We start from the raw sequence: 12,369 nt of genomic DNA on the forward strand, positions 1-12,369 counted from the left end.
AAGTCTCACTGTGACACGTTGGTATGGTGGGTGGCGATTGTGCCGAAATCGTCGGACGCGGAAACCAAAGAACCGTCTTCGTTGCGGGCCATCGAGCCGCGCCGCGCTACGGCCGCCTCGGCGAGCGCCTTGCGCAGCAGGTCAATGCCGACGCCTTCCCGAGCGCTGCCGAAGATGCGAGGCACCTGGGTGCCCTCGACCTCGTAGGTGTCTTGCGGCGCCAGCGGGAGCTTTTCCTCGGGCAGGGCATCGATCTTGTTGAAGAACAGCAGCTGCGGCACTTCGGCGGCGCCTATCTCATGCAGTACGCGCTGAACCTGTGCGATCTGCTCGGTGAATTCCGGATTGGAGGCATCGACCACGTGGAGCAGCAGGTCGGCGTCGACCGCTTCCTGCAGGGTCGCCTGGAAAGCGTCGACCAGGCCGTGCGGCAGGTCGCGAATGAAACCCACGGTGTCGGAGAGCGACACGGATCCGGCCTCCGCACCCAGGTACAGCTGGCGCGTGGTGGTGTCCAGCGTGGCGAACAGCTGGTCCGCCGCGTAGGCACGCGCCTTGACGAGTGAATTGAAAAGCGTCGACTTGCCGGCGTTGGTGTAGCCGACGAGCGAGATATTGAAGGTTTCCCTGCGCTCGCGCTGGCGCCTCTGGGTGCCCCGCTGGCGCTTGACCTTGGCCAGCCGCTCCTTGGTGCGCTTGATGGTCTCGCCGATCATGCGTCGATCGAGTTCGATCTGCGTCTCGCCAGGACCGCCGCGCGCGCCGATACCACCACGTTGGCGCTCCAGGTGAGACCAGCGACGAACGAGGCGCGTGCTCAGATATTGCAAACGCGCCAACTCGACCTGCAGCTTGCCCTCATGGCTCCTGGCGCGTTGCGCGAAGATTTCCAGGATGAGCAAGGTACGGTCGTTGACCGGGAGGCCGAGGTGGCGTTCCAGGTTGCGCTGCTGGGCCGGGCTCAGGGCCTGGTCGAAAAGAATTTCGACCGCGCCATGGTGCTCAGCCAGCATCTTGATTTCATCGGCCTTGCCGCTGCCAACGAACAACGCTGCATCGGGCGCCTTGCGGCGCGCGATGATGCGCGCGACCGGTTGCAGCCCCGCCGTCTGGGCAAGCAAACCGAGCTCTTCGAGTTCGCCGTCGAAATGGGGAAAGCCGAGGTCCACTCCCACCAGCACCACCGGTGCCGGGGGGACGTCGGCCGAGTCGTCGAAATTCAAGGCGCGGCAATCAAGCTATACGGCGCTGGTGCGCCGAAGGTGGAAGATCGTTGCCGGGCCGCGGGTTGAATCGACCTCAAGCAGCGGTATCGTCGGCGCTGTCCGCAGTGGTGAAATTCACTGCGCGTCCCGGAACGATGGTGGAAATGGCGTGCTTGTAAACCATCTGCGTCACCGTATTGCGCAGCAGCACGACATATTGATCGAAGGATTCGATCTGTCCCTGAAGCTTGATACCGTTTACCAGGTAAATGGAAACCGGCACATGCTCACGCCGAAGCGCATTCAGGAACGGGTCTTGAAGAAGTTGGCCCTTGTTGCTCACGATATGCTCCGTGTTCAAACTATGTTGTTGTAAAACACCACCTTAACACACGCTTTGGGCACTTCTGCCCAGAAGCGCGGTAATTCCGTAACAGACCTGTGCAGTGAAAGGTCAATCAGGCTTTTTACTGGCGTACGGATTTTCCGAAGTCTTCATCTGGATTCGCAAAGGCGTGCCCACCAGGTCGAACTCCTTGCGAAACCGGCCTTCGAGAAAGCGCATGTAGGCGGCCGTGACGTGTTCCAGCGAATTGCCATGGATCACGATCACCGGAGGATTCATGCCGCCCTGGTGCGCATAGCGCAGTTTGGGCCGGAACATGCCACCCCTTTGAGGCGACTGGAATTGCACCGCTTCCAGCAAAACCCGGGTGAGCACCGGCGTCGACATCTTGCAGACAGCTGCACGATGGGCCTGCGCGATGGCGTCCCAAAGCGGGCCGAGCCCCTGGCGCTTCTTGGCTGAGATGAACAGCAGCGTGGCGAACTTGAGGAACGCGAGGCGTGTTTCGATCGATCGCTGAACCAGTTCGCGCTGGTAGGCGTCTACCGCATCCCACTTGTTGATCGCGATAACCACGGCGCGACCGCTTTCCAGGATGTAGCCTGCGATGTGGGCGTCCTGGTCGGTCACGCCCTGTGTGGCATCGATCAACAGCAGCACGACGTTGGCCGATTCGATCGCCTGCAGCGTCTTCACCACCGAGAACTTCTCGATCGCCTCGAAGACCTTGCCCTTGCGGCGCAGACCAGCGGTGTCGATGAGCTCGAACTTGGTGCCGTTGCGCTCGAAGGGCACCGAGATGGCGTCGCGCGTGGTTCCGGGCATGTCGAAAGCGACCAGTCGTTCCTCGCCGAGCCAGGTGTTGATGAGGGTCGACTTACCGACGTTGGGGCGACCCGCGACGGCCAGCTTCACCACGATCTCTTCGCCCTCCTCCTCGTCGTCTTCTTCGGGGAGATTCAGGGTCTCGAGCGCCAATTCCAGCAGACTGCGCACGCCCTGCCCGTGGGCAGCGGAGACACCATGGACTTCGCCGAGCCCGAGCTCGAAGAATTCCGCGAGTTGCGCGCCTTCGCGCATGCCTTCGGCCTTGTTGGCCGCCAGGATGCAGGGCTTGCCGAGGCGTCGAAGGTAGCTCGCGATATCGTGATCCTGCGACGACACGCCCGCGCGGGCATCGAGCACGAAGACGACCACATCCGCTTCGGCCACCGCCTGACGCGTCTGCTTGGCCATCTCGTGAAAGATGTTTCCGTCGGCGGCATCGGGTTCGAAGCCGCCGGTGTCGATGACGATGAACTCGCGTCGGCCGATATGGCCGTTGCCGTAATGCCGGTCTCGCGTGAGGCCGGCGAAATCCGCCACGATGGCATCGCGCGACTTGGTCATGCGATTGAACAGCGTGGACTTGCCGACATTGGGGCGCCCTACGAGCGCGATGACCGGTTTCATGAATCAGCGGATCAGGCCTGCAGCCTGAAATTTCTTAGTCGGGCACGAAGCCGTAGACACCGCCCTTGGCGGTGACCACGATGAGGGTATCGCCCGCCACGACGGGCGCGGCGGTGATGGCGGAGCCATCGGTCGTCAGCCGGTTGACGGGGGAGCCGTCTTCTCGCGAGAGCATGTGGACCAGGCCGAAGTCGTCGCCGATGGCAACCGAGCGTCCCAGCACCAGTGGGGCGCTGAGGTGGCGATAACGCAGGGTTTCGATGTTCCAGCTGCGTTCGCCGTCGGCACGATTCCAGGCGACCACATTGCCATTGGACTCGGTACCGTAGAGGCGCGACTCGTCGCCGTCCAGGCCGGTGAAACCGGCGGCCGGGCGCGCCCAGAGCAGCTGGCCTCGGGACGCGTCGACACAGCCGACCGTCGACTGGAATGCGCGGGCACAGACGATGCTGTCGTCGCGCGCGGTGCGGCCCACGATGTCGACCAGGCGTTCGATGTCATTGGTGCCACGGGTCACCGCCACCGGGGCTTCCCAGCGCGTGGAACCATTGATCGGATTCATGCCCACCAAGCGCCCGGCGAGCCCCACCACCAGCGTGTCGCCCACAGCCAGCAGAGCGCCGCCGTGGCGCAGCACCAGCGGATCGCCGGTGCGCTGCTGGATCCACAGGCGGCGACCGGTCTTGCCATCGAAGGCGATGACCGAGCGGTCGGCAGCCAGGACGAAGACGCGCTCGCCGGCCACGAAAGGCGCGGTGAACGCCTCGGCGGTCAGGGCCTGGCGCCATGCTTCGCGGCCGCCGGAAAAAGCGACCAGTTCGTTGTTGCGGGTAACCACCGCAGTCAGATTGCCGTCGCTGCCGACGCCGGCAGACAGCGGTGCACCGGCGCTGGCGCGCCAGAGTTCACGGCCGGTGCGGGCTTCGAAGGAAACCACGGTGCCGTTGTCGGCGCCCAGGGTGACCTTGTCGCCATTGACCTGCAACGCCACCGGGAAGCTGCCAGTAGCGGGAATCTTGGCGGTCCACGCCTGCCGAACCGCTACCTTCGCCACGACGGGCCCGAGTTCCGCTGGTTTGGGCGGCGGGGTTCCGCCGAACATGGTGCGCATCGATTCCGGCAATATCGAACAGCCACCCAGCCCGATCATGGCGGCCGTGACGGCGACCAGGGCATAGGGGCGCAAGGAAGACGAAAAGGTCATACGGTTCACGAGGTAGCCTGCTTTTCGGCGGATGCACGCGGATCGACGCCGAGCGCATTGAGCTTGATTTCCACCAGTTGCCTGTATTCGGATTGCGCATCCAGACCTTTCCACGCGGTCGTGTAGGCAGCCACGGCGTCGGCCGACTTGCCCTGGCGGGCGAGGATGTCGCCCTTGCGATCGGCGGCGAGCGGCGCAAACGCAACGGGCATGGCGGTGTCGAGCTGCTTCAGGGCTTCGTCGTAGGATTTCGCGTCGAGCAGGATGGACGCGGTGCGAAGCTTCGCCACGGCCTTCAGGCCATCGTCACGGCCCTTGTCCGCGACCCAGGTCAGCGCGGCCTTGGCGCCGTCGGCATTGCCCTTGTCGAGCAGCACCTTGGCGGCTGCAAGACCGGCCTGCTGGGCGTAGACGGTGCGACCGAACCGGTCACGCAGGTCGTCGAAGGCCCGCTGGGCGCGACTCGCATCACCTGCCTGCACCGCGCGCTCGACTTCGTCGTAGAGCACGGCGGACTGCGCCGCCTGGCGGCGGTCCCAGAAGTTGTAGAGATTCCAGGCAGCGAAGCCCAGCGCGATGACCGTGACGACGGCGGTGATCAGCGTGCCCCAGCGCGACCAGACGTGCTTGAGCTGGTCGAGCTGTTCTTGTTCTTCGAGGTCTAGATGAATGGCCATGAAATGCTGTTTGTCACTGCGCTGATCAAGCGCGGGATTGTAGGCTGGAGGCCCAGGACGCCATGGCGTCCAGGCGCTCGAGCCGCTGGGTGCCTGCGCCGTCGCGCAAGGCCTTGACCGTGACCTCGCCCCGGGCGAGTTCGTCAGCTCCAAAAACCAGGGCGAAGTTCGCACCGCTGGCATCGGCTTTCTTGAATTGCGACTTGAAGCTGCCCATGCCCTCGCCGGCTCCGGCGTGCATCTGCACCGACACGCCAGCTGCGCGCAAGGCCTGCAGCGCCGGCACCACCTGCACCAGCGCGGACGCGTCCGGAACGATGGCGTAGGCGTCGAGCGCCGCTGCCTGCGCGGAGGCTTGCTGCGCCTGCAGTAACTCGAGTACCCGCTCGATGCCCATCCCCCAGCCCACCGCGGGCGTGGGCTTGCCGCCCAGCAGCTCGAACAGGCCGTCGTAGCGGCCACCGCCGCAGAGCGTGCCCTGGGAGCCAAGTTCGTCGGTGATGAATTCGAAGACGGTGTGCGAGTAGTAGTCCAGACCCCGCACCAGGCGCGGATTGACCGTCCAGGGCACGCCGCAGGCCGTCAGCAATTGCTGCACCGTTTCCAGATGGCGCCGTGACGACTCCCCGAGATAGTCGAGCAATTGCGGGGCCTGGCGGACCATGTCCTGCATCGCGGGATTCTTGGTGTCGAGAATGCGCAACGGGTTGGTGTGCAGCCGCCGACGGGCGTCTTCGTCCAGCAGCGCGGCATGGCCCTCGAAGTAGGCGACGAGCGCCGCGCGGTGCGCCAGCCGTTCGGCCGGCACACCCAGGCTGTTAAGTTCGACCCGCACGTTGCGCAAGCCGAGTTCCTGGAACAACGTGTGAACCAGCAGCATGACCTCCGCGTCCATCTCCGGACCGGCGAAGCCGAGCGCCTCGACGCCTAGCTGGTAGAACTGGCGATAACGGCCACGTTGCGGACGTTCGTGCCGGAACATCGGCCCCATGTAGTAGAGCCGCTTGCCGCCGTCGTAGGTCAGGTTGTGCTCGATAGCGGCGCGCACCACGCCGGGCGTGTTTTCCGGGCGCAGGGTCAGCTCTTCGCCGTTGAGCCGGTCGGAGAAGGAATACATCTCCTTCTCGACGATGTCGGTGGTCTGCCCGGTGCCACGCACGAAAAGCGCGGTCGGCTCGACGATGGGCGTGCGGATGTTGCGGAAGGCGTAGCGCGCCATGAGGCCGCGCACCTTCTCCTCCAGCCACTCCCAGCGCGCGGAATCCGGCGGCAGGATGTCGTTCATGCCCTTCACGCCTGGCAGGCGCGAAAGCTTGCCCACGGGGGCGCCGGCCGCGGGCGCGGCTTGTGTGTTCTCAGCCATCTTGAAAGGAAATCAGGCAGCCGCCACGGTGGACGGATTGCCGAAACGTTGTTCGATATAGCGTTCGACGAGCTGCTGGAACTCGGCTGCGATGTTCTCGCCGCGCAGGGTCAGCGCCTTCTCGCCGTCGATGAAGACCGGCGCCGCCGGCGCCTCGCCGGTGCCCGGCAGGCTGATGCCGATGTCGGCGTGCTTGCTTTCGCCCGGGCCGTTGACGATGCAGCCCATCACCGCGACCTTCAGGCCTTCGACGCCCGGGTAGGTCTTGCGCCAGACGGGCATCTGCATGCGCAGGAAGTCGTCGATCTGCTTTGCCAGCTCCTGGAAGGTACTGCTGGTGGTGCGCCCGCAACCGGGGCAGGCAGTGACGCTGGGCACGAAGACACGCAGGCCCATGGCCTGCAGGATCTCGTTGGCAACGACCACCTCCTGCGTTCGTGCTTCGCCCGGCTGCGGCGTCAGGGACACCCGGATCGTGTCGCCGATGCCGTCCTGCAGCAGCACCGACAAGGCCGCGGCCGAGGCCACCGTGCCCTTGGTGCCCATGCCGGCTTCGGTCAGTCCCAGGTGCAGCGGATAGTCGCAGCGCCGCGCCAGTTCCCGGTAAACGGAAACCAGGTCACGCACGCCGCTGACCTTGCACGACAGGATCACCTGGCTGCCGTCCATGCCCATGCGCTCGGCGAGCCGGGCGGAGTCGATGGCCGAGGTAATGAGCGCTTCGTACATCACCTGGCGCGCTTCCCAGGGCTGGCTGCGGCGGCTGTTTTCGTCCATCAGCGACGCCAGCAGCTCCTGGTCGAGGCTGCCCCAGTTCACGCCGATGCGCACCGGCTTGTTCCAGCGCAAGGCCGCATCGATCATCTGGCCGAACTGCTTGTCGTGCTTGTCGCCCTTGCCGACGTTGCCGGGGTTGATGCGGTACTTCGACAGCGCCTCGGCGCATGCAGGATAGTCGGTGAGCAGCCGGTGGCCGTTGTAGTGGAAGTCGCCGATGAGCGGCACGTCGATGCCCATGCGGTCGAGCTGCTCCCGGATGTAGGGAACTTGAGCGGCCGCCTCGGGGGTGTTGACGGTGATGCGCACCATCTCCGAGCCGGCATTGGCCAGTTCCTTGACCTGGATCGCGGTACCGACGGCGTCCACCGTGTCGGTGTTGGTCATCGATTGCACGCGCACAGGCGCGTCGGCACCCACGGTGACCACGCGCGGTCCCCATACCACTCGGGCCTGGCGCGAGCGCCTGGCCGGGGGATGGGCGACATCGATCGGTCCCGCCGTGTCGGATGGGAAGCAATGGGGTGCGGAAAGGTCGGACAAGGCGGTCACCTCACTTCGAAACGGGCGACGTTGTTGCGCGTGATCGCGCTCAGGTCGAAAGCTTTGCCGCGGACCTGCACCGAGGTCGCACCGGCGTTGCCCACCACGACGGACAAGGGTGGCGTGCCGTTGGCACTCAGCTGCGAACCGGGCTGGAGAACCTTCTCCATGACGGTCGTGCCCCGGCTATCGGTCACACGAATCCAGGAGGCGTCGGTGGCAGTGAACGTGACAACGCCTTCGCCAGCAGCCCCGGTAGCCGGGGAGGAAGCGGGCGTTGCGGCCGTGGTCATGGCGGCGGACGACTGCAAGGCCGACTCCGAAGCGGCAACCGCAGGCGCGGACGAAGCCGACGCACCGGCGGCTGACTGAGGCTCGCCCCGGGTCGATTCCGGTCCCATCGGCGCTACGGCGGCAACGGGCGGCTCACCCGGAAGCGTCTGCTGATCACCGTTGCCGCCGACCGGCGCCGAGGCATCCTCGGTTCGTGGCGTGCCGAGCACGGCCTGCATCCAGGCATCGAGCCGGGCGGCAGGCACCAGCAGCAAGGTGGCAGCGGCCAGCAAAATCACCACGACGACCCAGAAAACCGGATGCCGCGCGCCGCTACCGATACCTGCCAGGCCGGCGGGGGCCGCGGTGGTGGTGCGAAAGGTGGTGCGGTCACTTCGTTCGACCGTCGCTGCGAGCTGCGGTGGATTCTTTTGCGGAAGGCGTGCGAGCACCGGCCCCGGATCGAGCTTGAGCGCGCGGCACACACCGCCGGCAAGCGCCCGCACGAAAGGTGGATCGGGCAACAGGTCGAAGCGCTCGGCCTCGAGTGCCTCGAGGCGGGCCACCGGAACCTTCAGCGCGACGGCCAGGGAAGCGATATGCACACCGGCCTGTTCGCGTGCCGCCCGCAGCATGGCGCCGGCGCTCGGGCCGGCCGGCAGGGCCTGCTCCGTCTCACTCATCGAAGACTCCACGTTCGAAAGAAGCGGCCTCCCGCGATTGCGGGAAACGCTTGCGCAGTTGTTCGCCCAGTTGCGACAGCGCGACGTTGTCGCCGAGCCGGCGTTCCACCCGCATCCCCAGCCACAGAGATTCGGCCGTCGCGAATTCGCCGTTGTTGACACGGCGAATATAGAAGCGAGAACCGGCCATGTCGCCGCGCTGGAAGTGCATGTTGGCCAGTGTGTATCCGACGATCGGGTTGCCCGGATCGAGATCATAGGCGCGGGTCAGCGTGGTCTCGGCTTCGGCGGGCCGGCCCCAACGGACCCGGCACAGGCCCTGGGCCATGAGGGTCTTGGGCAGGTTGGTGTAGCCCGGTGTGGTGGCTGCTTGCGAGAAGAGCCGGTCGGCTTCTTCGAAACGCTTTTGCTGGCACATGAGCCAGCCATGGTTGTGCAAGGTGTCCGCATCGCGCGGGTTCAAGGTGGTGGCCCGACGAAAGCTTTCGGCCGCGAGGTCGAAGTCGTTGAGCCGCATGTAGATGAGGCCGCGCAGGCTGTAGGCCGGAGCGTAGTTGGGATCCGCGGCGATCGCCTGCTTCACCTCGTCGAGGGCGACGGTGGGCTTGTCGGTCTCGAAATAACCGGACGCGAGCTCGATCCGGATGCGCGCACGGCGGCGGCCGGGCGACTCGTCCGACGCGGTGACGAGTTCGGGGCGCGTGACCTCGCTGGTCTGTGACACCGGCTGCTGCGTGACCACGGTGCTCGAAACGCAGCCCGACACGAGCACTGCGAGCGCGCAGGCGAAGACAGCAGCCAAGGCCGTCTCCCGACGGCGTTGCCAGTGTAGCGCCGCGAAAAGACCCAGGAAAGATCCTGACATCCTGTCAGGACTCCCTGCCGACGGCGACCGGGATCAGTGGAATGCTTCGCTGCCGGGCGATTCGCTCACCGACCCGGGTGCGGTCTTTCACATCGCCGGCCAACTGACCACAGGCGGCATCGATGTCGTCACCACGGGTCTTGCGGATCGTGGTGACGATGCCGGCGTCGCTCAGTCGCTTGGCAAACGCGGTGACCCGCTCGCGCGGCGAACGCTTCAGGCCGGACGCGGGAAACGGGTTGAACGGAATGAGGTTGAACTTGCAAGACAGCCCCGCGCCGTCGCCATGCTCGCGCACGAGGGCAGCCAGGCGGTCGGCGTGCTCCGGAAGATCGTTCACACCGTCGAGCATGCAGTATTCGAAGGTGATGAAGTCGCGTGGCGCGAACTGCAGGTACCGTTTGCAGGCGTCGAGCAACTCGGCGATGGGATATTTGCGGTTGAGCGGCACCAGGTTGTCGCGCAACGGGTCGGTGGGCGCATGCAGCGACACGGCCAGCGCGACCGGACAGTCCTGCGAGAGCCGGTCCATCATCGGCACGACGCCGGAGGTGGACACCGTCACGCGCCGGCGCGACATGCCGTAGGCGTGGTCGTCAAGCATGGTGCGCAGCGACGGCACCAGCGCCGAATAGTTCTGCAGCGGCTCGCCCATGCCCATCATCACGACGTTGGAAACCACCCGTTCGGTGGTGCCCAGGCGATTGCGCAAGGCATGCTCGGCATACCAGAGCTGGCCGGTGATCTCGGCGGTGGTGAGGTTGCGGCTGAAGCCCTGATGCCCGGTGGAGCAGAAGCGGCAATTGACCGCGCAGCCCGCCTGCGACGAGATGCAGAGCGTGCCGCGATCGTCCTCGGGGATGAACACGGTTTCGACCGCATTTCCGTCACCCACATCGAACAACCATTTGACAGTGCCGTCGGCCGACACATGTTCGGCGACGACTGGCAGGGCCCGCACTTCGGCGATGCCCGGCAGTTTTTCGCGGAGAGACCTGGCCAGGTCGCTCATCGCGGAGAAATCGGATGCGCCCCGCTGGTGGATCCAGCGGAACAACTGGGTGGCGCGGAAGCGCTTCTCACCCAGTTGTTCGCAGAACGCGGCCAACCCGTCGAGGTCGAAATCGAGCAGGTTGGTCAGGGAGTTCATGCGTGGCGCGACAACCGCTCAGCGGCTGTAGATGCCCATGGCGGGGAAGAAGAAAGCGATTTCGACGGCAGCGGTTTCAGCGGCGTCGGAGCCGTGGACGGCGTTGGCATCGATGCTGTCGGCGAAGTCGGCGCGGATGGTGCCCTTTTCGGCCTTCTTCGGATCGGTGGCGCCCATCAGGTCGCGGTTCTTGAGAATGGCGCCTTCACCTTCGAGGGCCTGGACGAACACCGGGCCGGAGATCATGAAGTCGACGAGGTCCTTGAAGAACGGACGGGCGGCGTGCACGGCGTAGAACTGCTCGGCTTCGGCGCGCGACAGCTGGGTCAGGCGGGCGGCGACTACCTTCAGGCCGGCGGCTTCGAAACGGGCGACGATCTGGCCGATCGCGTTCTTCTTGACGGCGTCGGGCTTGATGATGGAGAGAGTGCGTTCGATTGCCATGGGTTTTCCTGGATGGTCCTGTTCTGGTGAATGTCTATGCGACGATTTTGCCGAAGCGGCAAAGCCCGCGATTTTAACCCGGTGTCAAGCGGCTTTTCGGGCCCGTCGCACGATCAACGGCTGCGTCCACGCGACCCCGCCGGTGGCTTGGCGCGCTTTTGCTCCTGTCGCTGGCGCTTCAGGCTGTCGGCGCCGATGTAGCCGACCGAGGTCTTGAGAGGATCGGGCTGGGCATCGCCCCGGGCCGCGGCCACACGTTCGGCGTTCTTGTAGCCGCCTTTCGGTCCGGCCGGACGCACCGGCGCAGCCGGCGGGGCGCCCGCTGCGCCGCCCTTGCCGAAGGCACCGAAGATGCGGCTGGGCGCCGGCGCACGACCCCCACCCTCGCGGCGCTTGTCGACGGTCTTGCGCGGCGGCGCGGCACGCGGCATGCCGGCGGCGTCCATCAGCGCGGCGATATCGCGTTCGTCGAGCTCCATGAACGAGCCGCGCTTCAGGCCGCGCGGCAGCTGCATCGCACCGTAGCGAATGCGGATCAGTCGGCTGACCGCATGGCCCACCGCTTCCAGCATGCGCCGCACTTCGCGGTTGCGCCCTTCGGAAATCGTCACCCGGTACCAGGTGTTGGCGCCCTCCCCGCCGCCATCCTCGATGGAGCCGAACTGCGCCATGCCGTCCTCGAGACGCACGCCGTCGAGCAGCTTCTGCTTCTCGTCGTTGCTCAGGGCCCCCAGCACGCGCACCGCGTACTCGCGCTCCAGGCCGAAGCGTGGATGCATGAGGCGGTTGGCCACCTCCCCGGAACTGGTGAGCAGCAGCAAGCCCTCGGTATTCAGGTCAAGGCGACCGACCGATTGCCACTTGCCGTTGTGCAGGCGCGGCAGGCGACGAAACACCGTCGGCCGGTTCTGTGGGTCGTCGTGGGTGACGACCTCGCCTGCCGGCTTGTGATAGGCGATGACCCGGGCCGGCGGTGGCTCGATACGAACACGCACCGCCTTGCCGTTGATGCGGATCTGGTCGCCGTACTGGATGCGCTGGCCGACGTGGGCCGGCTCGTTGTTCACCGATATGCGGCCTTCCAGGATCATCTGCTCCATCTCGAGGCGCGAACCCAGTCCCGCCTGGGCCAGCACCTTGTGCAGCTTGGGGGAATCCTGTTGCGGTTGAAGCACGCGCTTTTGCGGCGTGGCATCGGCCGATTCTTCGTCGTCGACGCCTTCGACTTCCTCGTCGAAGCGGCCGGAGACGACATCACCGAAGCGGCCGTCGTCGTTCTGGCCGACGGACGCCACTGGCGATTCGTCTGCATGCGGTGCCGGCGTGGGCGACGTCGCCTCGGCTGGCGCCTGGTCGTCTTCGGGCGTGGATGCGTTCATGGGGAGGC

At 65.8% G+C, this 12,369-nt stretch carries 12 protein-coding genes; all 12 read right to left on the reverse strand.

Features of this window, described 5'->3' with window-relative positions:
- Positions 1-5: 5 nt before the first annotated feature.
- Complete coding sequence (gene hflX / locus R9X41_RS13000; RefSeq protein ID WP_318635220.1) at positions 6-1,184, reverse strand: GTPase HflX; 1,179 nt, start codon at positions 1,182-1,184, stop codon at positions 6-8.
- A 115-nt stretch (positions 1,185-1,299) separates the two neighbouring features.
- Positions 1,300-1,548 (reverse strand): RNA chaperone Hfq, encoded by a 249-nt coding sequence (gene hfq, locus R9X41_RS13005; protein ID WP_318630884.1) that lies wholly within the window; start codon positions 1,546-1,548, stop codon positions 1,300-1,302.
- A 111-nt stretch (positions 1,549-1,659) separates the two neighbouring features.
- Positions 1,660-3,003: a ribosome biogenesis GTPase Der gene (gene der / locus R9X41_RS13010; protein ID WP_318630885.1), complete on the reverse strand. Its 1,344-nt coding sequence runs from the start codon at positions 3,001-3,003 to the stop codon at positions 1,660-1,662.
- A 34-nt stretch (positions 3,004-3,037) separates the two neighbouring features.
- Positions 3,038-4,207: an outer membrane protein assembly factor BamB gene (bamB, locus tag R9X41_RS13015; protein WP_412556706.1), complete on the reverse strand. Its 1,170-nt coding sequence runs from the start codon at positions 4,205-4,207 to the stop codon at positions 3,038-3,040.
- 5 nt (positions 4,208-4,212) lie between these two features.
- A complete protein-coding gene (locus tag R9X41_RS13020) occupies positions 4,213-4,884 on the reverse strand; it encodes a YfgM family protein (protein WP_318630886.1) in 672 nt (223 codons plus the stop codon).
- Positions 4,885-4,909: 25 nt separating this feature from the next.
- On the reverse strand, positions 4,910-6,169 hold the full coding sequence (gene hisS, locus R9X41_RS13025; RefSeq protein ID WP_412556707.1) for a histidine--tRNA ligase: 1,260 nt from the start codon (positions 6,167-6,169) through the stop codon (positions 4,910-4,912).
- Between the two features lie 90 nt (positions 6,170-6,259).
- Complete coding sequence (gene ispG, locus R9X41_RS13030; RefSeq protein WP_318630888.1) at positions 6,260-7,567, reverse strand: flavodoxin-dependent (E)-4-hydroxy-3-methylbut-2-enyl-diphosphate synthase; 1,308 nt, start codon at positions 7,565-7,567, stop codon at positions 6,260-6,262.
- Positions 7,568-7,572: 5 nt separating this feature from the next.
- A complete protein-coding gene (locus tag R9X41_RS13035; RefSeq protein ID WP_318630889.1) occupies positions 7,573-8,523 on the reverse strand; it encodes a helix-turn-helix domain-containing protein in 951 nt (316 codons plus the stop codon).
- Positions 8,516-9,388 (reverse strand): type IV pilus biogenesis/stability protein PilW, encoded by an 873-nt coding sequence (gene pilW / locus R9X41_RS13040; RefSeq protein WP_318630890.1) that lies wholly within the window; start codon positions 9,386-9,388, stop codon positions 8,516-8,518. The genes R9X41_RS13035 and pilW overlap by 8 nt, the downstream gene beginning before the upstream one ends.
- Before the next feature lie 4 nt (positions 9,389-9,392).
- Positions 9,393-10,538 carry a dual-specificity RNA methyltransferase RlmN gene (gene rlmN / locus R9X41_RS13045; RefSeq protein ID WP_318630891.1) on the reverse strand — a complete coding sequence of 382 codons (1,146 nt, stop codon included), beginning with the start codon at positions 10,536-10,538 and terminating at the stop codon, positions 9,393-9,395.
- Between the two features lie 18 nt (positions 10,539-10,556).
- Complete coding sequence (gene ndk, locus R9X41_RS13050; RefSeq protein WP_318630892.1) at positions 10,557-10,982, reverse strand: nucleoside-diphosphate kinase; 426 nt, start codon at positions 10,980-10,982, stop codon at positions 10,557-10,559.
- Between the two features lie 113 nt (positions 10,983-11,095).
- Positions 11,096-12,361 carry a pseudouridine synthase gene (locus R9X41_RS13055; RefSeq protein ID WP_412556598.1) on the reverse strand — a complete coding sequence of 422 codons (1,266 nt, stop codon included), beginning with the start codon at positions 12,359-12,361 and terminating at the stop codon, positions 11,096-11,098.
- Positions 12,362-12,369 lie beyond the last annotated feature (8 nt).

Source organism: Xylophilus sp. GOD-11R (genome assembly GCF_033546935.1).
GTDB lineage: Bacteria > Pseudomonadota > Gammaproteobacteria > Burkholderiales > Burkholderiaceae_C > Xylophilus.